The sequence below is a fragment of the Psychromonas sp. SR45-3 genome, assembly GCF_014163575.1.
Taxonomy (GTDB): domain Bacteria; phylum Pseudomonadota; class Gammaproteobacteria; order Enterobacterales; family Psychromonadaceae; genus Psychromonas; species Psychromonas arctica.
The window spans coordinates 21,458-48,174 of record NZ_JACJDP010000032.1 but is presented as its reverse complement, the minus strand read 5'-3'; the positions used below and the strand labels follow the sequence as shown (position 1 = coordinate 48,174).

Below are 26,717 nucleotides of genomic sequence, written 5' to 3'. Positions count from 1 at the left end.
AAACGTAAATGCTCAGGGCTAAGCTATTTATGCTTAGTTCAAGGCGAAAAAGCGCAGTTTAGTGGTTTAAATGAGCATTTTTCAACGAAGAAATAGGCTTAAATAGCGACGGCCTGAGTAGTTACGGTTATTTTTACTTAACCTAAACGGTATTATTTATATCTTAGTCTTAATAGAATGGACGCGTTTAAATAGGAGATGTTAGTAAAGAAACGGGGGGGTAATGTAAACAGAAAGAAATTCGAGGTCGATTATCCTAAAAATATCTGCCATACCTGCATTATGTAAGGTAAATAAGTTAGAAAAAAAACACCATAGGCAAGCTATAGTGTTTCTCTAAATTGTATAAACTTTAATTTTTTAAACTATATAAACTCTAATTTTTTAAATTATTTTTTAAAGCGACGTGCGCCAAAGCCTAATAATCCAAGCGCCAGAATTGCAGCGGTTGCAGGTGCAGGTACATCCACAACAGATAAGTTCACTAAAGCCACTTCTTGCCCATTTGCAGAGTTACTACCGCCACCGATCCAACGAACTTGTATTTCATCACCTGCGGCTGCAGCCGTTGTATTGAATGCAAAGCTGTTAAAGGTCCATTCTTTTGTTGTCAATACAGACTCAAGTACACCTGATAAGGTAGTGTTTTGTGTTACGTTAAAAACTTCTACACTTGCACCATCTGAACTTTGACGAGCACCGCCAAAAAACGTCAATAAACCTTCTTGATTAGCTGTTATCGCTGAATCTAAAGTAAATGTTGCAGTTAGCGTTACGTTACCTGCGTTATCATTAACTTCAATCGCACCAGGAATTTTAATTTGTGCTGTTGTTGGATCATTATCATGATCATATGTTCCACTCATACCACGAGGGGAAGCACTTCCTGATTGATACACTTCAAACCCAATGCCACTTGAATCTGCCCAAGCCACATTAGTAGAATTAACTAGTGATGTACTACCACCGCTAAAATCTTCAGAAAAAATAACGCCTGCATTAGCAACATTGATAAGGCAGCTTACAGAAAGTAAAGCACCAGCAGCTGTTAACTTAGTAAAAATATGTTTCATTTATTCTCCTTTTAAAAACCAATCCTTTAATTACTTTTACGCATTGATAAGAAAAGATTTGATACTCATTATTGAGTACATTTCAGCCGTATTATAGAACATTACAATGCCTTAGCAAGGTCATATCCCCTTTATCCATTGTTTTTTCAAAACCTGCATTATCAAGGTAAGTGCATGAGTAATAATGGAATTGTATTAATACGAGCAATATTGCTTTAAACCAGCCGGAGATAGCGAGTATTGATGGTGTCAATGGTATTACACTTGGTTTTTTTTCATCGATGCTAAAATAAATTCAATCATAGTGCGTATCTTTAATGAAGGGGATTTGCTCTTATATAAAACATTAACAGCCATTGTCGGCGGAGTATGATCTTTTAAAATTTCAATTAACTCACCGCTGGTTAACTCGTCCTGTAATAACAACATTGGTTGCAATACAATCCCAGTTCCTTTTAAGGCCGCCACTTTTAATGCCAACCCACTGTTGGAAGTCAAACGTGTATGCTGCCTATCAAAAGCTTGAGTCTCTATTCTTAATGCAATATTTGCTTGAATATGCTCATAACTAAAACCTAAACACTGGTGATTAGTTAGATCATCTAAACATTCAGGTACTTGATGTTTAGCAAGATACGTAGGAGAAGCACAGTAGAGCATTTGATAATCTGCTATTTTTCGTGCAATAAGTGAGGAATTAGCCAGTTCGCCAATACGGATCACTATGTCTACTTGCTCATGTAATGGATCAATTAAACGATTATCTAACATCAGTTCAATATTAATCTCGGGATATATCTGTAAAAAATCCGCAATAATAGGTGCTAAGATGGTATTGCCAAAAGTCACCGGTGAATTAATACGAACCGTGCCTTTGGGTTTATTCTCTAATCGTTGCAAGCTGTTTTCAGCTTCAGCAATATCATCCAAAATGCGTGTACATTCTAAATAATAAATTTGCCCAGCTTCAGTTAAGGATTGTCTACGTGTCGTTCGATTAAGCAACTTGGTGCCTAAATGCTGCTCCAAATACTTAATATGTTTACCAATCATAGTGGCCGTAACAGCAAAATTAACAGCTGCATTAGCAAAACTACCATGTTGAGCGACGTACACAAACACCTGCATACTCTTTAATCTATCCACATTCACAACCTATAGTTAGCAAATAACAAACCAGATGGTCGTTTATCAACCACAGTTAGTCAATTAGAATTAATTATCTTATTTCCCTCATTGATTAGGAGCCCCAATGTTTAAACAAGGTTTGTTCATTACAGCAGAACTTCGCATCAAAACAGAAAGCGATCTCGATACCGCCATTGCGGCGATCCACACCTTTTGTGAAGGTATGAATAGTGAACCCGGCTGTTCAATGGCAGTTGCCTTACAAGATAAAGACGATCCTCGTCGTTATCTCTTTTGGGAACGCTATGAAAACCAACAAGCTTTTGAGCAGCACTTTAATGCTAAGCATACTCAAACATTCATCCAATCAGGACTGACTGAGCTGGTTCAAGCTTTTGAAAGCAAATTATTAATAAAAGAGAAATAACCATGAAAAAAACACTTAATTGGGGAATTTTAGGGACTAGCTTTATCTCTGGTGAAATGGCTGATGCAATTATTGAAGAAGGTAATACTCGCCTTTATTCTGTTGCCGGTCGTTCAGTTGAAAGGTTAATGGAATTTGCTAATAAATATGACATCAAAAATACATTCACTGATTTTGACGCGCTAATTAAGGATCAAGATGTTGATATTATTTACATTGCCTTACCTAATCACCTGCACCATGAATACGTTATTAAAGCTGCAAGTGCAGGCAAAGCTGTTCTATGTGAAAAATCATTATCCATTGATATGCCAAAAACACATTCCGCGCTAGCTGCTGTAAGTGACAATAATACTTTCTTCGCTGAAGGGCTAATGTACCTCACTCACCCATTTATTGATGCCATTGCAAAAACGATTAAAGCCGGCGCCATCGGAGAAATAAAATCCATTAGCGGTCAATATTGTGCGGCCATCGAACAATTTGTTAACCCAGACAGTAAAGGCGCGCTTTATAATTTAGGTTGTTACCCTGCATCATTAATGCATCTATTAATCAAACAACAATTTACTAGTGAAGTGAGCGATAACTATCAAATAAATGCATCGGGCTTGCGTGGTGGCGATGGTAACATTTGTGAATCAGCTGCAACGGTTCAATATTCAAATGGCATTACTTGCCAACTACATACGGCTGAGAATTATGGCTTGCATGCTGCGTTTACCGTGCTCGGTAGTGAAGGCAGCTTAGTACTAACTTCTAACCCATGGTTACCAGGGGCAAACGCTAATAGTTTTACGATAACAAAATATGAACAACAGAGCGAAACCATCACCGTAGAAGCTGACGGAAATGGCTTTTTATATCAGGTGAAATTAATTCGCGAAGCCTTAGAGCAAGGTCATAAAAACCTACAACGTCCAGCTGCAACAGCACAAGATTCTGAACAGATCATGAAGTTATTAACTGACTGGGAAGCTGCAACATTGGCCACTTTAGATCAATAACCGCCCATAGTTAATAGTTGATAAACTATACTCACTGCCATTTAGACTCAAAAATAGCTATTGATTGGCAGTGTGTATAGCGTAACGAATATCAGAAGGATAAAAGATTCAAACAGCTCCATTAAAAAGTCATAATTTTAGTTTTTTGGGTAAAGAAAAATTAGCGAAAATAATTAAACCAATACCAAAAAATAAAGACAGCATAGATAATCCAACTCTAGCATGGCTAATATAACCAACCGTTAATAATAAAATGCCAATAACAACTAACCCCGATCCAATGCTTAAAAATAACCTTGGATAACGACTTAAAAAAGAAACGTTATGTTTTTTAGTCTCTGAACTAAAGTGTTGCTGATGTTTTACTGCTTTACGTTTATGCTTTTTAGCTGACATAACTAACGCTCCTGTACTCAAGTACTCAAAACCAATTTTATTTTTCGTCACTAATAAGGGGCTAATCAGGATATGATTCAGGGTATATATAGTCCTTTATTTTTCATGCCGTAGTCCCTTGTTTTGTATTGTTTTTATTTCAGTGTGAATCAAAAAAATGAATCTTACATTTTACTAATAACGGTATAATACGAAATAGATGATTATTGAATACGAGGTTAAGTCACATATTTTAATAGAATAAATTTAAATATTTATTCTATTAAAACCATTTAGCATTACCGTTACCTCCTAGTCACAAAGCACTTAGAAATAAACTATTAAGGTGTATTTCTCTTGTAACTTTTTTTTATTAAAAATAAATTTTACCTATTTCAAAAACACAGCCCTCACCAAAAAAATAAGTGATTTAAATCACATTTATTGTTGTTTTCTTATTTCCAAGTAATATAATAGTGATGTAAGTCACATTTATTGGAGAGTTAACATGAAACAAAAAATTATTGATACGACTCGAGAAATTGCAGGAATATTTTTAATGTTTACTGCTGCCGCAGCCGTTGTTTTATTACAAATAACAACTTGGATTTAATCGAGCAATTGCTCGATTATTATCTTACTTCCTCTTTGACACAGTATTTTTTATACTAATAGCATCTTTCAACGATACGCATCCCTGCTTCGCAGGCTTTTAAAATTACCTTCAACAACGTACCTAACTCCTAACTCCTAACTCCTAACTCCTAACTTCGAAAAGTATCTAAAACCTCAGATAAAAACTCAAGAGATTGATTTAAAAAATAAATAATTTAAATTGTTATCAACACCTTCAAAATCTACCTAAAGCCCAACATTAAAAATGTACAGAACGATTATTAATCTAATAGATTTGCATGCTAAATAAAAAAGATGAACAAAGGTGAACTCTCTAGTGAAATAGTTAATGAAGAATAGAAGAGCGTTATTAGGGTAATTTTATTACTGAGTGCTAGCATCATTAAAATACCGGCTCATAATATGGGTTAGAAAATCTGAAATAAATATTGAGGGCAATGTTAATAAAGTCATAGAAACAACAAAGCCCCAACGATTGTTGAGGCTTTGTTTAAATATGGTGCCCGAGGACGGACTTGAACCGTCACTCCTCTCGGAAACGGATTTTGAATCCGTCGCGTCTACCAATTTCACCACTCGGGCTGAGTGGGAAAGATTATACCTATGCATCACCCACAAACAAGCACTTTTATTAGTAAAAGATGCAAGCGCTCAAAAAGCAATCAATCCAATACTAGATACGCCAGAATAGATTCAAATAACCCTTTCTCCTCCCATTAATGCATAAAAATAAGCCCTAAAAAGGTTAAATAAATAAAATGCCAAGCGATGAGGCATTTGATACACTCTTTTTTCACATCGTTAAGGAGAACATCATGGCCAAGGGTAATCATAAAAAGTCACCGCAATTGAGTTTAGCCGAGCAATATCAAGCTTGTGCACGCGCATCGTTCTTTAAACGTTTTGGTGCTTACCTTTATGATCTTTTTGCACTTGCTGCGGTATTAATGTTAGCAACGGTGATCGCTCTGTTAGTTGTAGTATTGGCTAATAAGTTAGCGCTGATTGATTTAAGTTTGTATCAAGATACGGCAGATTATTTAGGTCATAGCATGATTTTTCTAGCTTATTTGAGCGCGGTTATTATCGGATTTTATTGTTACTTTTGGAGTCAGGCAGGGCAAACGATTGGTATGAAAGCTTGGCGTTTACGAGTACAAAATAGTGACGGTAGTAACATCAGTTTCACACAGTCTTTAATTAGATTATCAACGTCTGCTTTTGGTTTAGGCAATATCATGGCATTACTAAAAGATCGTAATGCTTTCCAAGACTTATGGGCAGAATGTGAAGTAGTCACTCTTAGTAAAGAATTAAATAATTGGAAAGGTTTTAAAGGCATGGCCTTTATGGACGAAGAGAAAAAAGACAGTTAAGGTCAGTTATTCGGTATTGGTGATTAATGATTATTTAACAGCTCGAATAAATAAAATTTCTAGCGTTCGAGTTAAACGAGCAGCACTGACGTAACAAACCTCTTAAAAGCCATCACTATTAACGTATTTTAAGTTGTTAATTGTGGAATATAAAAAGGCCGTTGTCTGCATCATGCAAACAACGGCCTTTTTATATTCAATGTTTTAATAAGTCACTTATGAAAAAATAAGCCACTCATTTATTATACCGATTACATTAAATAAATGATCTAAATTTTGCGCAGGAAAAATGACTTAGTTTAAGGCGTGAATTTAGCTAAATGGTTGTTCCCTTTACGAAATTTACAACGAAAAAATAAGTTATTTTAACAAGTAAAATAGATCAGTTAATTAGTGTGATTGGTATTACCTTTAGAACCTATTAACTAGCTTTGTTTTCGTAATAAATACATCGCAATGATTAAGACTAACATACTAGGTAACAGTGCGCCTAAAATAGGTGGTAAGCCAAATACTAAGCTAGCAGGCCCAAATAACTCACCGGAAACATGGAATGCAAAACCACTGGCAATACCAAAGATTAAACGAGTACCCATGGCAACAGTTCTTAACCCACCAAAGATAAACGATACTGACAATAACATCATCACCACCACGGTAAATGGTAAGACCGCTTTACGCCAAAATGTTAGCCAATAACGGCTTGCATCTTGCTCATTAGTTTCTAGGTAAGTGATATAGCTATAGATATCTTGCATCGACATCTTATCAGGCTCACTGATAATCACTTCTAATTTTTTAGGGGTTAATTCCGTTTGCCAAATATAATCAGAAAGATTTTCAACGGTAGTTTTATCATCAAAGAAGTTAGTTTTACTGACCTCTTGTAATAGCCAAGACCCTTGTTGATAAAAGGCTCTGTTGGCTAATATCGCATAGTCTAACGTTAACTCTTTAGAGAAAAAATACAGTTGTACATTGTACAATTCCGCTTTGCTGTTCATACGCCCTATGCTGACAAAAGAATCTGCATCTTTAGCCCATATTCCATATTTATTTTCTACTCGTTCAGTCCCATTTCTTAACTGATCGCGCATGAAATAAGCTTCTTTATCGGTCTTAGGTGCAACAAACTCGCCTAATAACATCACTGCGATGACCATTGGAATCGCTGTTTTTAATACCGATGACGCAATTCTAAATTTAGACATCCCAGCGGCCTGCATAACCACCAGCTCACTACTACTTGCTAATGAGCCTAATCCAATCAAAGCACCAATCAAGGCGGCCATTGGGAAAAATAGCGCAATCTCTACCGGCATTTTTAAAAGCACAAAATAAGCGGCGGAAAGTACGTCATAGTCGCCTTTCCCAACACTTTTCATCTGCTCAACAAATTTAATAATGCTACTTAAACCAATTAATACAAATAAGCTTAAAAACGTCGCTGCAAAAATAGTACGACCAATGTATCTGTCTATAATGCCCATTTATTTATCCACCTGCTGTTTTAACTTACTCGCTTTAGGTTTTTTAGGCTTAATATTAAATTTACCTATGGTTTGTAAATGCAGTACCACACCAATTGCAAAGAATAATATTTGCACCGCCCAAATGCCAAAATAAGGAATAGTACCCTCTTCAATCATGCTTTTTGCCGCACTTAATAGTAGGAAGAACGTTAAATATAAAGCTAACGCAGGCAACAGTTTTGCATAACGCCCTTGACGTGGGTTCACCTTTGCCATCGGCACAGCCATAAAAGTAATAAGCAATATAGACACTGGAATTGCGATACGCCATTGCAATTCTGCTTGTGAGCGCGCATCTTTCATACCAATTAGTTGACTAGTAGGTAACGCTTCTACACCACGTTTTTTGCTTTCAACTTCAGCATTCAGAATATGTACTTGATAAGTCGAAAACTGAGTGTTTTCAAATTCATTTTGGCCAACAATACCTGCATATCGCTGACCATCTTTTAAGGTTAACCAAGTACCATCTTTTTTATCTTCTACTTGACCTGTTTTAGCGGTGATCACAGACGGCGAAATATCACCTTCTTTTGGCCAATGCGCCGCAAAGACATTAATTAAATTTTTACCTTCTGCGTATTTTTCAACATAAACCACACCACCGTTACCCGATGATTTATGAAAGCGCCCTTCTATTAAGGTCGCAGTACCTGCATTAGATTCAGCTTCTTCAATCACTGTCATCATTTGATCTTCAGCTGTGGGTGCTAAATATAAACTATTGAAGCTTGCAAAAACAAAGGTTAACAATGATAAGGCCAATGTTGCTTTGAGTACTTTGTTAGGGCTATACCCGCAAGAAGTTAGCGCCACCATTTCACTTTCGCTGTGTAAGCGGCCATGTGCAAATAAGATCGCGAGATAAAAGCTGATCGGCAACATTAAGGTGCCTAGCGTAGGTAAATTTAGATACAAGACGGTTAATACTAAATCTGCTGGGATCACGCCATTAATGGCTTGAGCGAGAATAGTAATAAATTTTTGACTGACGAATATTAAGATTAAAACAAAGAGGACGCCAACTTGGCTTTTAAATGTTTCTAACATTAAATAACGAAGAATTATCAAGCTGATCTCCAGTGTAAAATAAGATGCTACAAAAGACGGTAAAATAGTGGATTAAGCAACCAATTTCGGTAAAATTGCTATTTTAGTAAGTTTATATTACGTTTCAAGATCCACAATGGCTTATGATAACTGCATTTTTACGAAAATAGCACAGTTAATCTCAATATAATCGTTTTAAGGATACATATGGAATTTCTAGTTAAAAGTGGTAGCCCAGAAAAACAACGTAGTGCATGCATTGTTGTTGGTGTCTTCGAACCCCGTCGTTTATCACACGCAGCTGAAGTATTAGATGAAATCAGCGAAGGTTATTTAAGTGCATTATTACGCCGTGGTGACATCGAAGGTAAAGTAGGACAAGTGTTGTTTTTACACCATGTCCCTAACGTATTAAGCGAGCGCGTTTTATTAGTTGGCTGCGGGAAAGAGCGTGAGCTAACTGAAACGCAATACAAGCAAATTATAGAAAAAACCATCACTACCTTAAATGACACCGGTGCACTTGAAGCCGTTTGTTTCTTATCAGAATTACATATTAAAGGCCGTGATAGTTATTGGGCGGTGCGTCAAGCGGTAGAAGCGACACAAGATAGCTTGTATAACTTTGACCAATTCAAAACCAATAAAGACAGTGCACGTCGCCCATTACGTAAACTGACTTTTAATATTCCAAGTCGTAAAGAATTAACACGCGCTGAATTAGCATTACAACACGGTATGGCTGTGGCAGCAGGTATGAAACTGTGTAAAGACTTAGCGAATATGCCACCTAATATTTGTACGCCTTATTATTTAAGCCAACAAGCTCAGGAGCTTGATCAACGTTTTGATAAAATAACTACAGAAATCGTTGATACTGAACAGATGCAAACATTAGGTATGAACAGCTATTTAGCGGTTGCACAAGGTTCTGCGAATCCTGCTTACATGTCAATTATGAATTATCAAGGTGGTGCAACGGATCAAAAACCGATTGTATTAGTCGGCAAAGGATTAACCTTTGACTCAGGTGGTATTTCACTTAAACCAGGCGCAGGCATGGATGAGATGAAATACGATATGGGCGGCGCAGCGTCAGTATTTGGTGCAATTCAAGCTATCGCACAATTAGATTTGCCAATTAATGTGATTGGTGTGATTGCCGGTGCTGAAAATATGCCATCAAGCAAAGCGTACCGTCCAGGTGATATTTTAACCACTATGTCAGGACAAACGGTTGAAGTATTAAATACCGATGCCGAAGGTCGTCTAGTGTTATGTGACGCACTAACCTACGTTGAGCGTTTCAAACCTGAATGTGTTGTTGATATTGCGACCTTAACCGGTGCATGTATCATGGCATTAGGCCATAACATCAGTGCATTAATGAGCCCACATAAAGGCATGGTGCATGAGATATTAAGTGCTTCAAACCAATCCGGTGACAAAGCATGGCAATTACCAATGGATGATGAGTTCCAGAAACAATTAGACAGCCCATTTGCTGATATGGCGAATATTGGTGGTCGCCCAGCGGGATCAATTACTGCTGCTTGTTTCTTATCGCGCTTTACTAAAGCTTATACTTGGGCACATTTAGATGTCGCTGGTACTGCTTGGCGTTCAGGTGCCAATAAAGGCGCGACTGGCCGTCCCGTTTCATTACTAACACAATTTGTGATTAATCGTAGTGAACAAGAATTAGCGGAAGTAGACGCTTAAATGCTCATAATAAAAGTAAGCATGGATTTATAATGAGCCAAGTCCTCTTTTATATACATTCAGAAGATGGTCTTTCGGCAACAGCTGATGCAAGTTTGCCAGCACATTTTGTGCAAGCTTGTCAGCTCGCGGCTTATTATTACCAGCAGAATAAAAAAGTATTTATTTATACTGAAAACCAGCAGGATGCATTTACTGTTGATGAGTATTTGTGGCAATTTGATGGCGATAGTTTTGTGCCACACAATTTAGTGGGTGAAGGCCCTCGATATGGCTCTCCGGTTGAAATTAGTTGGTTAGCACCACAACACCCGCGTGCGGTGTTGATTAATCTCAGCCAAAATATTCCGGAGTTTAATCTAAACTTCCAACAAATTATTGATTTTGTGCCCGCACAAGAACAGTTGAAAATTAACGCGCGCGTGCGCTACAGTGCTTATAAAAAATTAGGCCACACCCTATCTACTCAAGATGTGTTAACTGCATCTCAAGAGTCAACTAACCAGACAGAAGATAAATGATGGAAAAGACATACAACCCGAGTGCTATTGAGCAAAAAAATTACCAAACATGGGAAGAGAAAGGTTATTTCAAACCACATGGTGATACTGATAAAGAGAGCTTCTGTATCATGATCCCGCCGCCAAATGTTACCGGTAGTTTACACATGGGACATGCTTTCCAAGATACGATCATGGATACCTTGATCCGTTATCAGCGTATGCAAGGTAAAAATACCTTATGGCAAATGGGCACAGACCATGCAGGTATTGCAACACAAATGGTTGTTGAGCGTAAACTTTTCGCTGAGACAGGTCAAACACGTAAAGAATTAGGTCGTGAAACTTTTATCGAGAAAATCTGGGATTGGAAAGCTGAATCGGGTGGTAACATTTCACGTCAAATGCGCCGTTTAGGTACATCTGTTGATTGGGATCGTGAACGCTTTACCATGGATGATGGCCTTTCTGAAGCGGTTAAAAAGACCTTTGTTGATTTGTACAATGATGATCTTATTTACCGTGGTAAACGCCTGGTTAACTGGGATCCTAAATTACAAACTGCGATTTCAGATTTAGAAGTAGAAAATAAAGATGTTAAAGGGTTTATGTGGCATTTCCGCTACCCGTTAGCAAATGGCGTAAAAACAGCCGATGGTAAAGACTACATCGTAGTCGCAACCACTCGCCCAGAGACAGTATTAGGCGATACGGGTGTTGCTGTTAATCCTGAAGATCCACGTTATAAAGACCTTATCGGTCAAACTATTTTATTGCCTTTCGTTAATCGTGAAATCCCAATTATTGGTGACGACCACGCCGATATGGAAAAAGGCACCGGTTGTGTGAAAATCACACCAGCTCATGACTTTAATGACTATGAAGTAGGTAAACGTAACAAACTACCGATGATCAATGTATTAACGTTTGAAGCCTGTATCCGTGAAAGTGCAGAAGTATTTAATACTAATGGCGAAAAGAGTGATGATTACTCAGCGGATATTCCAGCACAATTCCAAGGCTTAACACGTGAAGTAGCGCGTAAGTTAGTAGTTAGTGAATTAGATGCGTTAGGTTTATTAGAAGAAGTTAAAGACCACGATTTAACCGTGCCTTATGGTGACCGAGGTGGTGTTGTTATTGAGCCAATGCTAACGGACCAATGGTATGTACGTGTTGCACCTCTTGCTAAGACAGCAACAGAAGCAGTTGCTAATGGTGATATTAAATTTGTACCGCAGCAATATGAAAATATGTACAACTCATGGATGAATGACCTAAATGATTGGTGTGTTTCACGTCAATTATGGTGGGGACATCGTATTCCAGCTTGGTATGACGAAACAGGTAAAGTTTATGTTGGTCATGATGAAGCCGCGGTTCGTGCTGAACATAACTTAGATGATAGTGTTGTTTTAATCCAAGATGATGACGTATTAGATACGTGGTTCTCTTCAGGTCTTTGGACGTTCTCAACACTCGGCTGGCCAAACCAAACCATGGATCTTAAAACCTTCCACTCTACTGATGTATTAGTAACCGGTTTTGACATCATCTTCTTCTGGGTTGCACGTATGATCATGATGACCATGCACTTTATGAAGAATGAAGATGGTACACCACAAGTACCTTTTAAAACGGTTTATGTAACAGGCCTAATTCGCGATGAGAATGGCGATAAGATGTCTAAATCTAAAGGTAACGTATTAGATCCTTTAGATATGATTGACGGGTTAGATCTAGAAAGCCTAGTGACTAAGCGTACTGGCAACATGATGCAACCACAACTTGCTAAGAAAATTGAAAAAGACACGCGTAAAACCTTCGCTAACGGTATTGAAGCACATGGTACCGATGCACTTCGTTTCACTCTAGCGGCAATGGCATCAACGGGTCGAGATATCAACTGGGATATGAATCGTCTTGAAGGTTACCGTAACTTCTGTAACAAGTTATGGAACGCAAGCCGTTATGTATTAATGGATGCAGAAGAACAAGATTTTGGTTTTGGTGAGAACAAAGCAATGCAATTTAGCCTTGCAGATCGTTGGATCCAAGGTCAATTACAAAATATGATCAAAGAATTCCGTCAAGCATTAGATACCTATCGTTTCGATATCGCAGCAAATATTTTATACGATTTTATCTGGAATGAATTCTGTGGTTGGTACTTAGAATTAACCAAACCTGTTTTATTCAAAGGGAGTGAAGAGGAGCAACGTGGTACACGTAATACTTTAATTAATGTATTAGAAACGTTATTACGTGTTGCACACCCAATGCTACCGTTTATGACCGAAGAGATTTGGCAACGTGTTAAAGCCATCACAGGTCAAGGTGGTGATACCATCATGCTTGAAGCTTACCCAGAATATGATGCCACACAAGTTGATGAACAAGCGGTTGCAGACCTAGAGTGGGTTAAGCAAGTGATTGATGCAGTGCGTAACATTCGTGGTGAAATGGATATTAGCCCGAAAGTTCCGCTTAACGTGTTAGTGAAAAATGCAAGCGCTGAAGACACGCGTCGTTTTGCCGATAACGAAGCTTTCTTGGGTGCGTTAGCTAAATTAGAAACCGTTACCTTTGTTGCGGAAGGCAAAGAAACGCCAGCTTCAGTTACGGCACTAGTTGGTGAATTAGAGCTGTTAATTCCGATGGCTGGATTGATAGATGCGGAAGCAGAGCTAGCGCGTTTAGCGAAACAGCTTGAAAAAGCTAAAAAAGAGTTAGATAAAGTATCAGGAAAACTCAGTAACGAGCGTTTTGTTAGTAATGCACCTGAAGCGGTTATTATTAAAGAAAAAGCAAAGCAGGCTGAATACCAAACAACCTGTGACAAGTTGAATGCACAAATTGAGACTATTAAAGCGTTATAATACTAATCGCTATCATCCAATAATATTGATTCAACATAAATAATAAAAAGGGAGCTTATTTCAAGTTCCCTTTTTTATGCCGCTACTTTTTATAGTAGTCCTTATTTATACAGAATTTTATTTCGAAACAGGTTTGCCTACTTAAAGTTTTAAGTTTTAAGTTTTAAGTTTTAAGTTTTAAGTTTTAAATTACCTTGGCGCTTTATGATTGAGCTTGCCCTACACTGCATAATAAAAAAGATAATATTAATCATAAAAAAAACAAATAAAAGAAATAAAATCAAAACCTTAGCATTTATTTAACAAACCATTAAATATATAAAGCTCAGCCATAAAAATTCCCCTACACTGCTTCTTCCTTGACCACCCTACTAGAATTTTAATGATATTATTATGCATAATCTAAAACACTTTATGTTGTCTATACTGATATTGTTATTGGGAATTTTTCCTTCATTGGTTAGTGCTCAAGATCAACGACAACATTTGCTACCTCCAGAAAAAATTATCGTTTGGCGTCATACCATCGATAATCCTTCTGCGATCATTATGGACACGTTAACAAGAGCACTTGATATTACCCGTGATGAATACGGTGACTATGAAATTATTCCCTCCATGCAAATGGAACAAGGGCGAGCCGTTAAAAAATTATCTAAGGAATATAAAGGTAAACTAGATATAGCGTATTTCCCTACGACTGCAGAACGTGAGGAACGCGCAATTCCTATTCGCATTCCTCTCATTGGCGGGCTAATGGGATATCGATTATGTTTAATTAAAGAAAATAACCAATATAAATTTTCTAATATTAATGACATACAAGACTTTATTGACCAAGGTTTAACCATAGGGCAACATCAAGATTGGCCCGACAGTATAATATTAAGAAACAATGGGTTAAAAGTAAGCACTACCCATAAATATTCTTTATTGTTTGAGCAATTAAATAAGCAACGTTTTGATTGCTTCTTACGTGGTGTCAATGAGATAAATGATGAATATGCCCAGCACTCGAATGCACGCTTTGCGATTGAAAATAGCTTATTAATACACTACCCCTATTTGACCTTTTTTTTCGTCAATGAACAACGCCCTGAATTAGCAGAAAGACTAACAATAGGGTTAAGACGCTTACAAGAAAATGGCACATTAACCAAACTATTAGATCATTACTACAAGGATCGTCTTAACAAGCTGCATTTATATAGTCGTAAAATTCTCTACCTCGATAATACATTGATATCAGATCAATCATTACAATCGATGACGGTCATACCTTGGTTATAAACTCTACGGCATCAGTAATACCTTGTTATCAGATCAATCATTACGATCAATGACTGTCATACCTTGGTTATAAACTCTAAGGCATCAGTAATAATAACCACTCCAGCATCAACAATAGCAATAAAATTTGATTGTACTTACTGGTTGAATTTAAGATCCTATATATTGGCTAATTTATCCGCTTTCAGTGCACCGTAAAAGTGCGCCATATCATGTTAATGCATCTATTTTCTTCATTATCGATAAAAAAATAACTATGATATAGTGAAAATCTTTCTATCTAACTGTTTTAAAATAAATTTATGTTAATGGCGTAAATTTTGCTTAATTTTTATTTATGATCTTTAGGCAACCTAAGTTAATATGATAAACTCTCCAACCTATTGATTAATTAAATAAATTTCAAGCACGTGAAAATAAGTAACACACAAAGAGATAAATTATTTTAATCGGTTAAATGTTAAGCAATTTTCCCACAGCTTATTTGTTCATTAATAGAAGTAGTATGACGGAAATTAAGTGAGCAATTTTGATTTTATCTGGAAATGTAATATTCAAGAGTATTGCTTCTAATTAAAAGTAGATGTTTTCAAAGTAGATCGCACATTAAAGTATTAGTTTCGTTTTACTGATAAATTTACTGTATACATAACAAGCTTAAACAAAATATTAAATAAATTAAACAAAGGAACTTATATATGTTTATAAAAAAACTAGCGCTTACAGCAATTGCTGGCGCGACCCTAATGGCCACATCAGCAATCGCTGAAACTAAACATGTTGTAATTGGCACAGGCGGCCAAACAGGTGTTTATTATCAAGTGGGTGGTGCAATTTGTCGCTTAGTAAATAAAGGATCTGCTGAGCATGAAATCAACTGTACACATAAAACAGGTGGTTCTGTAACAAATATCAATGGTCTGCGTTCTGGTGACTTAGATATGGGTGTTGCGCAATCAGATTGGCAATACCATGGTTACAATGGCACAGCGCCAGAGCAATTCCCTAACGGTGCTTTTAAAGAATTACGTTCAGTATTCTCAGTACATGCTGAACCGTTCACGGTTGTTGCTCGTGCAGACTCTGGTATCAAAACATTTGCAGACCTAAAAGGTAAAAAAGTAAATGTCGGTAATCCAGGTTCTGGCCAACGCGGAACAATGGAAGTATTGATGGGTAAAATGGGCTGGACAATGGACGATTTCGCTGTTGCTTCAGAACTTAAATCATCAGAACAAGCCGCAGCTTTATGTGATAGTAAAGTTGATGCAATTATCTTTACAGCGGGCCATCCAAACGGTTCAATCAAAGAAGCAACTACTTCTTGTGATGCTATCTTAATCCCTGTTGATAATGCTGAAGCACAAAAACTAGCTGCTGATAATCCATATTATGCAATGACATCTATCCCAGGTGGCATGTATAAAGGAACTGATACAGATACAACAACATTTGGTGTAGCAGCAACATTTGTAAGTTCAACAAAAACAGACTCTGAAACAATTTACCAAATGGTGAAATCTGTATTTGAAAACTTTAAACGCTTTAAGAAAATGCACCCTGCTTTTGCTCACCTAAAAGAGAGTGACATGATCAGTAAAAACTTATCAGCACCTTTACATGATGGCGCTGTTCGTTACTACAAAGAACGTGGTTGGATGTAATCCGTTAAGTTAATATAGTAACCTCAAAGCAGAAGTTTGTGACTTCTGCTTTGTTCGTTTTAAAAGCGAATATACCCAAGCCATTTTCATTTAATCAAAAAGCTAGCTTAATCAAAAAGCTAGCTTAATCAAACAATAAAAATGAATGTTGTTTGGGTATAAATAACCACAATACCGACAAACAATACCATCAAACATTACACTGTATTTTAGATAGGACATTCACTATGAATCAACACAGTCCCAGTGACACACAAATGAGTGATGAAGATTTACAAGATCTTGTTGCTTCTAACGATACAGGCGGACGAAATCCGACCAATAATAACGTATTAAAGCTAATGGCGGGCGTTGCACTCGTCTGGTCACTATTTCAAATTTGGATAGCATCACCACTTCCCTTTACTATTGGTTGGGGTGTTTTCTCAAGTAGTGAGGCGCGCTCTATTCATTTAGGCTTTGCTTTATTTCTTGGTTTTCTAGCCTACCCAGCCTTTAAAAACTCCCCTCGCGACCATATTCCAATGGCTGACTGGCTGTTGGCAGGTTTGGGCTGCTTATGTGCACTTTATCCGTTTTTAGCCGACTCTGCGTTGGCAGAAAGCCTTTTTGGTATGCGTTTAAGTAATCGTCCTAGCGCACCAAAACCTTTCGATATTGCCGTTGCCATAGCCGGTATGTTGATATTACTAGAAGCAACAAGGCGTGCCCTTGGTCCACCATTAATGGTGGTTGCAATGGTCTTCCTTTGTTATACCTTTTTAGGCCCTTACGCACCGGGACTTATTGCCTGGAAAGGCTCTACTTTTGGTGGAATAATGGATCATCAATGGTTATTCTCTGAAGGTGTTTTTGGTATTGCTTTAGGTGTATCCACCGACCTTGTATTCCTATTTGTATTATTCGGCGCTTTATTAGATCGCGCTGGCGCAGGTAACTACTTTATTAAAGTTGCTTTTTCATTAATGGGGCACCTTCGTGGTGGGCCAGCAAAAGCTGCAGTTGTAGCATCAGGCATGACCGGACTTATATCAGGTTCATCGATTGCAAACGTGGTAACAACAGGTACCTTTACAATTCCAATGATGAAACGAGTAGGTTTCTCTTCAGAAAAAGCGGGAGCAATTGAAGTTGCCTCTTCTGTAAATGGTCAAATAATGCCACCTGTGATGGGTGCAGCTGCCTTCTTAATGGTGGAGTATGTCAATATTCCGTATTTTGATGTGGTTAAACATGCCTTTTTACCGGCTATTATTTCTTATATTGCTTTAGTTTATATCGTTCATTTAGAAGCGATGAAATTAAACATGCAAGGTTTGACTCGAGAAGATAGCGGTAAAACAGTTAAAGATGTGTTGATATCTTGGGCAATGACACTGCTGCCAATTATTGCATTAGCTGGTGGAGCCTTTTACTTATCTGAGCTTTATCACTTGCTCGCAACCCCTCAAGCTCGTCTTGCTGCAGTGGTTGCTGTGATCGCAATACAGTACGGTGTTTTAAAAGCCGTCAAAGCGAAAGTCAGCGAAGAAAAAATTGCCAAAACGATTTCAACGGGCGCGATTGTATTAGGTAATATAGTGATTGGTGCTTTTGCACTGTTCTTTTTAATTAATACATTAAAAGAGAATGTCGACTCAGAAATAATGGTCTGGGTTGTCTCTGCTTTAGTTCTTGTTGCCTACCTGATACTTGCAAAAATTAGTTCCGCTTACCCAGACCTAGTGATGGACGATCCGAACTCACCGGTATTAACATTGCCAGAAACAGGTCCTACGGTGAAATCAGGGTTACACTTTTTACTACCCGTTGTCGTTTTGATCTGGTGTTTAATGATCGAGCGTAATTCGCCAGGGCTTTCTGCATTTTATGCAACAACCTTGATGATATTTATTCTTCTAACGCAACGTTTCCTATTTGCTTTTTATCGTAAGGCCGACACAAGTAATAAATTTAAACTTGGTTTCAATGAGTTAACTGATGGTTTGATCATGGGCGCGCGAAACATGATTGGTATCGCTATTGCTACAGCGGCTGCGGGTATTATCGTTGGAGCTGTATCGCAAACTGGCGTTGGTTTAAAATTAGCTGCGCTAGTAGAGTACCTCTCGATGGGCCATATTATGCTAATGCTGCTTTGGACAGCAGTGCTTAGTTTAATACTAGGAATGGGCTTACCAACCACAGCAAACTACATTGTTGTATCGTCATTACTTGCTCCGGTTATTGTTAGCCTTGGCCAGCAAAATGGACTTATTGTTCCGTTAATTGCGGTGCATATGTTTGTGTTTTACTTTGGTATTATGGCCGATGTAACTCCCCCCGTAGGGCTTGCATCCTTTGCTGCTGCTGCCGTATCAGGAGGGGATCCAATGAAGACCGGCTTTATTGCCTTCTTCTATTCACTGCGTACAGCGTTGTTACCTTTCCTATTTATTTTCAATACTGACTTATTGTTAATCGATATTAACTTTATACAGGGCATATTTATATTCATTACCGCCACCATGGCAATGCTTATATTTACTGCGGGTACTCAAGGTTACTTCATGGCGAAGTCTAAAATATGGGAGTCTTTTGCACTAATTATCATTGCGTTTACATTATTCCGTCCAGGCTTCTGGATGGATTATGTTGTTCCACCATATGAAGAGCATGCAGGCAGTGAATTAGTCTCTTCAATGGCCGAAGTAGCCCCCGGTACAGAGCTTCGTATTTTAGTTAATGGCCAAAATGATGTCGGTGACCCAGTGACATTAACTATGTTAATGACCGTAGGTGAAGGCGAAACAGGCGAAGATCGTCTGGAAGACTATGGATTAGAGTTACTCGCTCAAGATGACGGTTCAATAATGGTTGATGGTGTTGGATTTGATAGTACAGCTGAAAAAGCCGGCTTCGATTTTGACCAAATCATTGTTGATGTAGGTATTCCGGCTGAACGTCCAAGTAAAGAGTGGTTCTATATTCCAGCACTACTCTTATTAGGATTTATTGTCGTTATACAACGTAGACGTCGCGATTTAGAAGCCGATACGACACCTGAAACAAAGAGTATTAATGTATAAGTGATAGGTCATTTTTATGGCCTATTTTCTGACTACCTGCACTTGAATCTAAGCGCTTAATACAAGTATTTATGTTAATAGCTTCTTCATATTTAAAAGCCTTGATTGCCATTGCCAATCAAGGCTTTTTTGTTTTAGTGGAGTCATATTTAAAGTTTAACTTATTTGTATTCGTAAATTTATATTATTCTCGTTCCACATCTTCTGTGTGGAAATCGTATTTTTTGTATGAGTTTGCTTTAAGCTTCAGCTCGTCTGTGCTCGTCGAGGCAGCTTGATAATTATTAACTGTGATTTCGCCTTGTCGGCGACACTCCTTTCTCTTATCAGAAGAGAAAGGCGGCAAAGAGACTGACACCGGATCGTTTTCTGATCCAAGTAATAAACTCCTTTTATAACGCACCAGTTCATACAGCACATCCTTGTGCTGAATGAACTTAAGCCAAACGTCCTGTTTGGTTTTGCTAAAAGAAGTTGATGACATGGGAAAACTTTACGGTGGTGTTGCACGTCCACAATGAGTTGATGTTTTATTGTGGCTTAGCTATATGTATGCCAGTTTACTTTAAGTTTCAGCTCGTCTGTGTTCGTCGAGGCAGTTTGATAATTATTAACTGTGATTTCGCCCTGTCGGCGACACGCCTTTTTCTTATCAGAAGAGAAAGGCGGCAAAGAGACTGACACCGGATCGTTTTCAGATCCAATCTAAACCAGCATTTTAAACGCACCATTTCAGGATGGCCGTCCGTGGCCATTCTGACATTATCGCAAACGTCCTGTTTGCGATTGCTAAAATTGCCAGTTTAGCTTGGGAAAACTTTGCGGTGGGCATGTTGTAGCCACATTGAGTGATTTTTTATCATGGTAGTTTTATCAGTTCTGAGTAGGGATGGTAAGTGATTGTTTTGGTGAAGTTTGTTGGTACTTGGCTCGTCTGCGCTCGTCGATGCAGTTTGATCATTATTAACGTTGGTTTCGCCCTTGCGGCGACCCTACTTTCTTTTATCAGAAAAGAAAGTAGGCAAAGAAACTGACACCGGATCGTTTTCTAATCCAAGTAATAAAATCCTTTTATAACGCACCAGTTCATACAGTACATCCTTGTGCTGAATGAACTTAAGCCAAACGTCCTGTTTGGTTTTGCTAAAAGGAGTTGATGACTTGGGAAAACTTTACGGTGGTGTTGCACGTCCACGATGAGTTGATGTTTTATTGTGGCTTAGCTATATGTCTGCCAGTTTGCTTGGGGTTTTAGCTCGCCTGCGCTCGTCGTGGCTACTTACAGTGAGAAAGTCAGCTCGTCTGCGCTCGTCGTGGCCGTTTGATCATTATTAACTGTGATTTCGCCTTGTCGGCGACACGTCTTTCTCTTATCAGAAGAGAAAGGCGGCAAAGAGACTGACACCGATTCGTTTTCTGATCCAAGTAATAAACTCCTTTTATAACGCACCAGTTCATACAGCACATCCTTGTGCTGAATGAACTTAAGCCAAACGTCCTGTTTGGTTTTGCTAAAAGTAGTTGATGACTTGGGAAAACTTTACGGTGGTGTTGCACGTCCACGATGAGTTGATGTTTTATTGTAGCTTAGCTATATGTCTGCCAGTTTGCTTGGGGTTTTAGCTCGCCTGCGCTCGTCGTGGCTACTTACAGTGAGAAAGTCAGCTCGTCTGCGCTCGTCGAGGCAGTTTGATAATTATTAACTGTGATTTCGCCCTGTCGGCGACACGTCTTTATCTTATCTGAAAAGAAAGCTGATAATGATGTAACCATATTGAGCTTTTTATCTTTTGTGATTATCGAGACAACGTGAGTATCACTAGCAGTTACTTTCTTTAATAGTAGCAGCTCTGCTTACTATTCCAATTACTCATACCCCTTCACTTTAATTACTTTGTCTGTTTAATAAAAATAGACCAAAATCAGGATTACTTTCTTTTATAACCAAGCAACCTGCGGATACTTACTTGCTCAGGTAATTGGATATATACAACAAGGGTTATCCGCTAATGACACATGTATTTCATCGCCACTGCCATGCCAAACTTCCTTCTATTGCTTCGGGCGAAGGGGTTTATTTATTTGATACTGAAGGTAAACAATATTTAGATGGTTGTGGAGGCGCTGCTGTATCTAATTTAGGGCATAACCACACCGCAGTTAAAGATGCGATTAAACAACAACTCGATGCAATACCGTTCGCGCATACAGGTTTTTTTACCAACCAAGCAAGTGAAGATCTCGCTACAATATTAACAGACTTAGCGCCTGATCCTCTCAATCATGTTTATTTTGTAAGCGGTGGTTCAGAAGCAGTAGAGTCGGCATTGAAGATGGCTCGACAGTATTTTGTTGAAATAGGAAAACCACAAAAAACACAGTTCATTGCGAGACGACAAAGTTATCATGGTAATACTTTAGGCGCATTAGCTGTTGGTGGTAACGAATGGCGCAAGGAACCTTTTAGACCCTTACTTTCATCGGTTCATCATATCTCCCCTTGTTACGCCTATCGAGATCAAAGAGAGAATGAAACAGAGCTAGACTATTCAATACGCGTAGCCAATGAGCTAGAGATAAAGATACTTGAAGTTGGAGCTGACAATGTGATGGCATTTGTCGCCGAGCCAGTGGTCGGAGCAACCACAGGTGCCGTGCCAGCAACGGAAGGTTACTTTAAACGTATACGTGAAATTTGTGACCAATATGATGTACTTTTAATTCTTGATGAAGTGATGTGTGGCATTGGCCGCACGGGTACCTTTTATGCATTTGAACAAGATAAAATAATTCCAGACTTAGTGACCATGGCCAAAGGACTAGGCGCAGGTTACCAACCTATCGGCGCAGTGGTTGCAAGCAGTAAGATTTATGATGCTATCGCTAATGGCAGTGGTTTTTTTCAACATGGTCATACCTTTATGGCCCACCCGATGGCATGCGCATCAGCCTTAGCAACTATCAACACTATTCTAGATGAACATTTATTAGAGAGGGTGAGCGAACAAGGTAAGAAGCTAAAAAACAAGCTTCAGATGGCACTTCAGTCTTTACCTTATGTCGGTGATATAAGAGGACGAGGACTCTTTTTAGGCGTTGAATTAGTCGCAGATAAGTCTACAAAAAAACCATTAGCAAGCAGTACTGAAGCGAATAAAAAAGTGAAGAACATTGCAATGCAACATGGCTTAATGTGTTATCCAATGGCGGGGACTATAGACGGGAAACAAGGTCATCATATTTTAATTGCGCCACCTTTTATTATTAATGATGAACAGCTTGATGAATTAGTCAGTAAATTAACCTCTGCTTTAATTGAAGCAGCTAAGGGATGGGTATAAATATGCAAACTATCAATGATAAAGTAGCGATTATTGTTGCCCCTAATGGCGCAAGAAAAACCAAACAGGATCATCCTGCTTTGCCAATAACGACCGCAGAAATCGTTGCTGACGTAATTGCATGCCGAGATGCAGGTGCAGCCATGGTGCATTTACACGCAAGGGATAAAAATGGCCTACATTCTTTGGCGATTGACGATAATCTATTAACTCAAGAGGCAGTCAAAGCCGCGGTTGGTGACAGTGTGATCGTGCAGCTAACCACTGAAGCAATTGGCCAATATACACCGCAACAACAAATGCAACTAATCAAAGAAACAACGCCTGAAGCTGCTTCGTTTGGGCTCAATGAGCTTATTCCCGATGACTCTTACTTACCAGAGGCAGAAAAATTCTTCAATTGGGTTGCTGATAGCGGCATGATTGCACAATATATTTTGTATTCGACTGCAGATTTAACACGTTATTTTAGTTTAGTTAAACAGGGGATCTTAGCGAATAAAAACCACCATCTGCTATTTGTTTTAGGGCGATACCATAAAGATTTATTATCTTCACCTAGAGACTTATTGCCCTTTTTAAAGCAACCTGATTTTCTGCAATTAATGGAAAGTGGTGAAAAACGCTGGGCGGCTTGTGCCTTTGGGCCGAGTGAGCAAAAATGCTTATTTAGCGCAATGTTAATGGGCGCGGATATTCGAGTAGGATTTGAAAATAACCTGCATAATAGCCATGGTGCAAAGGCACATAGCAATGCACAACAAGTAACGGATATTAAAGCGTTAACCAGTTTACTGAATATAGATCTTCATAATGCACACAGTTTCCGTAAAGCCTTGTTAAGTTAAGCTAGGTTAAGCTGAGTTAGGCTAAGCTAAATGAGCTTAGCTCTGTTCAAAATAGCGTAAATCGATCTTCAAAACAAAATTTTCAAATCAAAACCTTCAAAACAAAAAAGAAAGTGTAGTTATTCAGTACTTTCTTTTTCCCTTAACCTTTTCATTTCGCTTTCTTCACCTAGCCTAGCTACTTTAATTACAATCCTTACCCAAGCGATGGCTCAACCACCGACTGAATTCATAAATTTTTCTGGAAGAGAGCCTGTAACTAGGCACAAAAACATAATAACCATAACTGGTTTGCATCGACAAATTAAGCGGGTTGACTAAATCGCCACTTTGTAACGCGCCTTCGACCATAAAATCAGGTAATAAAGCTACACCTAACCCATCTTTTGCCGCTTCTAAAGACATATAAAAATGCTCAAAACCAGTGGCACTATATTGACTGCTATAAACTAACCCTTTGTATTTTTTAAATTGTTCCCAGAGGTGAGGACGAGTGATATGTGGGATCAAAGCTTGCTTTTTAATGTCTTCAATACACGTTATCGGATTATTCATCATTAACTCGGGAGAAGCGACTAATACAAGACATTCACGTCGTAATAGAGTCGCATTTTCATAATGCGCTGAGATAGGTAAGCAACGAATAGAAAGATCGCTATCGCCGTTAGTTTGATTGATTGGACCATCACCAGTTTTGATACTGACTTGAATTTTGTTATTTAAATGATGGAACGCTTCAATACGAGGGACTAACCATAAGCTTGCAAATGAAGGTGTTACATTTAATGTTAGTACTTCTTGGGCATGATCTTTTGTGTTCAAACTCGTGGTTGCATATTGAATTATTTCAAGGGCTTCTATGATTTTAGGGAGATAACTTTCACCAGCCGAAGATAATTTAATACCATTAAGGTGCCGACTGAATAGAGGTTGTTGTAATTGCTGTTCTAACACGGATATTTGTTTACTCACAGCACCTTGAGTAACAAACAACTCTTTTGCCGCTTTTGAAAAACTCAAGTTATTAGCAACGGCAACAAAGGTTCGTAAAGCTTTTATTGAGGGTAAGTTGGCTTCATTAAGCATCACGTTTCACCATACGAACAATTAATGTTAGGCAGAGGAATTAGCAAAGAAGAAATAGCATTAAAATTCAGCCGCTCACCAATCTGATTAAAGATAAACGACCTCGTTAATGTAATATAACCGTTACCAATCGCGATGCTTTCTTCAGCAAGTTATGAGGTAAGCATCTTAGTTGTTAGCAAATAAGGGTAACGGGTATAAGTTTAACCTTGTGGTTTTACAACTAACACATGTACAGGTGAGTTTTGTACCACTTTACTAGCAACAGAACCTAACATAACCTTATCTACCTTTGAACGTTTATGGCTAGGCATAATGATCAAATCTACTTTCAATTTTTCTGCATATTTGATGATCGTTTTATATGCTTTACCTTCTGCAACATAGGTTGTGTAATCAATTTTTTCTTTCATTTGTGATTCAGCAAATTTAGCCAACTGTGTTTTTATATCAGCTTTCATTTTTTGTGCTGCATCTTTAGGAAAGTAAGTCGCAACCATTGACATATGCACGCCTGGTAAAACGGTTAAAAGATGTATATGGGCATCGGTATTTTTACCATACCAAATAGCGAGTTGCACAGCTTTATCTGAAAAGCCTTTTTCATTTAAATCGATAGGAACAAGGATATTTTTATACATAATTTTTACTCTTATTTGGGAGTAGCAGAATCTGAATTTTACGTAACAAGTATATGAACAATACAGCCATATAGAAAGGGAAAGTTAGATCCTAAAGTGTTTAATTTGAACTAGCTTTTACTGTTAAAACTGAAAAGGAAAAATTTGTCCCTAATTATTCGTGTGCCACACTTTTTAATAAACGATCCATCGCTCTATATGTTAACGCTTCGCATAAGTGTGCTTTTGAAATGTCAGGTTGGGCGTGAAGATCGGCAATGCTTCTTGCCACTTTTAACAGGCTATGCCAAGCACGAATCGACAAGCCCATTTTCTCAATCGCTTGCTCCAAAAACAAGGCATCTTGCTGGCTTAATATACAAAACTCATTGATTTCCTGGCTAGACAAATAATGGTTTAACTTGCCCTGACGCTGAAGCTGAATTTGCCTTGCTTTTAACACTCTTTCTTTTACATCACAGCTCTTTTCAGTTAAGTTTTTTGCACCTTGCTGAGATTCCGCCAACATGCCTTTAGGCAATAATGGCACCATTAGCGACAGAGAAAATCGATCTAAAAAAGGGCCTGACAAACGATTTAGATAGCGTAATATTTGGTCCGGCGTACTGCGCCTTAAATTTCCAGATATATGACCGCAAGGGCTCGGATTCATGGCTGCAATGAGTTGAAAATGTGCGGGAAAGGTAACTTGGTTAGCCGCTCTTGAAATAGTTACGTCATGTGTTTCCATTGGCTGGCGCAAACTGTCCAACACTTGCCTTGGGAATTCAGGTAGTTCGTCAAGGAATAAAACGCCATGGTGAGATAAGGAAATTTCTCCCGGCTTAGGCTTCCCTCCGCCTCCAACTAATGCAACAGCCGATGCACTATGATGTGGCGCACGATAAGGAGGTAAAAACCAATCGTCACGTTGTTTACCACAGACGGAATAAACCGCAGCGGTCTGTAAAGCTTGTTCCTCTTCTAAATTAGGTAAAAGCGTCATAAAACGCTCAGCAAGCATACTTTTACCTGTTCCCGGAGGACCAATTAACAGCTAGTTATGCTATTATCCTACCAACAAGCATAAAAACG

General features: G+C 38.3%; 20 protein-coding genes and 1 tRNA gene. 11 read left to right on the top strand and 10 right to left on the bottom strand.

Features of this window, described 5'->3' with window-relative positions; genetic code table 11:
• Nucleotides 1-389: 389 nt before the first annotated feature.
• Together H5084_RS14905 and H5084_RS14900 are read right to left on the bottom strand one after the other, a co-directional pair.
• A complete protein-coding gene (locus tag H5084_RS14905) occupies nt 390-1,073 on the bottom strand; it encodes a PEP-CTERM sorting domain-containing protein (RefSeq protein ID WP_182691170.1) in 684 nt (227 codons plus the stop codon).
• Between the two features lie 258 nt (nt 1,074-1,331).
• Nucleotides 1,332-2,219: a LysR substrate-binding domain-containing protein gene (locus H5084_RS14900; protein ID WP_182691168.1), complete on the bottom strand. Its 888-nt coding sequence runs from the start codon at nt 2,217-2,219 to the stop codon at nt 1,332-1,334.
• A gap of 106 nt (nt 2,220-2,325) precedes the next feature.
• Between H5084_RS14900 and H5084_RS14895 the strand changes: the two genes are divergently transcribed.
• Both H5084_RS14895 and H5084_RS14890 read left to right on the top strand, forming a co-directional pair.
• Nucleotides 2,326-2,628, top strand: coding sequence for a putative quinol monooxygenase (locus H5084_RS14895; RefSeq protein ID WP_182691166.1), 303 nt, complete (start codon nt 2,326-2,328; stop codon nt 2,626-2,628).
• 2 nt (nt 2,629-2,630) lie between these two features.
• Entirely contained in the window at nt 2,631-3,635 is a 1,005-nt protein-coding gene (locus H5084_RS14890; RefSeq protein ID WP_182691164.1) for a Gfo/Idh/MocA family protein, read from the top strand.
• A 129-nt stretch (nt 3,636-3,764) separates the two neighbouring features.
• Here H5084_RS14890 and H5084_RS14885 read toward each other — a convergent pair whose 3' ends face one another.
• Both H5084_RS14885 and H5084_RS14880 read right to left on the bottom strand, forming a co-directional pair.
• Nucleotides 3,765-4,031: a cell division protein CrgA gene (locus tag H5084_RS14885; protein WP_028868762.1), complete on the bottom strand. Its 267-nt coding sequence runs from the start codon at nt 4,029-4,031 to the stop codon at nt 3,765-3,767.
• Between the two features lie 1,112 nt (nt 4,032-5,143).
• A tRNA-Leu gene (locus H5084_RS14880) sits at nt 5,144-5,228 on the bottom strand.
• 233 nt (nt 5,229-5,461) lie between these two features.
• Here H5084_RS14880 and H5084_RS14875 point away from each other — a divergent pair.
• Nucleotides 5,462-6,022: an RDD family protein gene (locus tag H5084_RS14875; RefSeq protein ID WP_028868859.1), complete on the top strand. Its 561-nt coding sequence runs from the start codon at nt 5,462-5,464 to the stop codon at nt 6,020-6,022.
• A 425-nt stretch (nt 6,023-6,447) separates the two neighbouring features.
• On the opposite strand, the gene lptG is transcribed toward H5084_RS14875, so the two are convergent.
• Nucleotides 6,448-7,512: an LPS export ABC transporter permease LptG gene (gene lptG, locus H5084_RS14870; protein ID WP_182691162.1), complete on the bottom strand. Its 1,065-nt coding sequence runs from the start codon at nt 7,510-7,512 to the stop codon at nt 6,448-6,450.
• Nucleotides 7,513-8,625 carry an LPS export ABC transporter permease LptF gene (lptF, locus tag H5084_RS14865; protein WP_182691160.1) on the bottom strand — a complete coding sequence of 371 codons (1,113 nt, stop codon included), beginning with the start codon at nt 8,623-8,625 and terminating at the stop codon, nt 7,513-7,515.
• 186 nt (nt 8,626-8,811) lie between these two features.
• Here lptF and pepA point away from each other — a divergent pair, with 186 nt between their 5' ends.
• The 6 genes from pepA to H5084_RS14835 all read left to right on the top strand — a co-directional run bounded on the left by pepA (nt 8,812) and on the right by H5084_RS14835 (nt 19,727).
• A complete protein-coding gene (gene pepA, locus H5084_RS14860) occupies nt 8,812-10,326 on the top strand; it encodes a leucyl aminopeptidase (protein WP_028868461.1) in 1,515 nt (504 codons plus the stop codon).
• A 32-nt stretch (nt 10,327-10,358) separates the two neighbouring features.
• Complete coding sequence (locus tag H5084_RS14855) at nt 10,359-10,847, top strand: DNA polymerase III subunit chi (RefSeq protein WP_182691159.1); 489 nt, start codon at nt 10,359-10,361, stop codon at nt 10,845-10,847.
• On the top strand, nt 10,847-13,705 hold the full coding sequence (locus H5084_RS14850) for a valine--tRNA ligase (protein WP_182691173.1): 2,859 nt from the start codon (nt 10,847-10,849) through the stop codon (nt 13,703-13,705). Before H5084_RS14855 ends, H5084_RS14850 begins: the two co-directional genes overlap by 1 nt.
• Before the next feature lie 393 nt (nt 13,706-14,098).
• The gene (locus H5084_RS14845; RefSeq protein WP_182691157.1) at nt 14,099-14,995 is read left to right on the top strand and encodes a transporter substrate-binding domain-containing protein; all 897 of its coding nucleotides are present in this window, start codon (nt 14,099-14,101) and stop codon (nt 14,993-14,995) included.
• A gap of 698 nt (nt 14,996-15,693) precedes the next feature.
• Entirely contained in the window at nt 15,694-16,659 is a 966-nt protein-coding gene (locus H5084_RS14840) for a TAXI family TRAP transporter solute-binding subunit (protein WP_028868458.1), read from the top strand.
• 227 nt (nt 16,660-16,886) lie between these two features.
• Nucleotides 16,887-19,727 carry a TRAP transporter permease gene (locus H5084_RS14835; protein ID WP_220485980.1) on the top strand — a complete coding sequence of 947 codons (2,841 nt, stop codon included), beginning with the start codon at nt 16,887-16,889 and terminating at the stop codon, nt 19,725-19,727.
• Between the two features lie 184 nt (nt 19,728-19,911).
• Here H5084_RS14835 and H5084_RS14830 read toward each other — a convergent pair whose 3' ends face one another.
• Nucleotides 19,912-20,211: a hypothetical protein gene (locus H5084_RS14830; protein WP_182691155.1), complete on the bottom strand. Its 300-nt coding sequence runs from the start codon at nt 20,209-20,211 to the stop codon at nt 19,912-19,914.
• A gap of 1,525 nt (nt 20,212-21,736) precedes the next feature.
• Here H5084_RS14830 and H5084_RS14825 point away from each other — a divergent pair.
• The gene (locus H5084_RS14825; RefSeq protein WP_182691153.1) at nt 21,737-23,068 is read left to right on the top strand and encodes an aspartate aminotransferase family protein; all 1,332 of its coding nucleotides are present in this window, start codon (nt 21,737-21,739) and stop codon (nt 23,066-23,068) included.
• Nucleotides 23,069-23,070: 2 nt separating this feature from the next.
• A complete protein-coding gene (locus H5084_RS14820; protein ID WP_220485979.1) occupies nt 23,071-23,916 on the top strand; it encodes a 3-keto-5-aminohexanoate cleavage protein in 846 nt (281 codons plus the stop codon).
• Nucleotides 23,917-24,099: 183 nt separating this feature from the next.
• Here the strand turns inward: H5084_RS14820 and H5084_RS14815 are convergent, their stop codons facing one another.
• From H5084_RS14815 to H5084_RS14805, 3 genes are all read right to left on the bottom strand, one after another.
• Nucleotides 24,100-25,002 (bottom strand): LysR substrate-binding domain-containing protein, encoded by a 903-nt coding sequence (locus tag H5084_RS14815; protein ID WP_182691150.1) that lies wholly within the window; start codon nt 25,000-25,002, stop codon nt 24,100-24,102.
• A gap of 203 nt (nt 25,003-25,205) precedes the next feature.
• Nucleotides 25,206-25,643 carry a universal stress protein gene (locus tag H5084_RS14810; protein ID WP_028869018.1) on the bottom strand — a complete coding sequence of 146 codons (438 nt, stop codon included), beginning with the start codon at nt 25,641-25,643 and terminating at the stop codon, nt 25,206-25,208.
• Nucleotides 25,644-25,797: 154 nt separating this feature from the next.
• Nucleotides 25,798-26,673, bottom strand: a complete 876-nt coding sequence (locus H5084_RS14805; RefSeq protein WP_310735761.1) for an ATP-binding protein — start codon at nt 26,671-26,673, stop codon at nt 25,798-25,800.
• Nucleotides 26,674-26,717 lie beyond the last annotated feature (44 nt).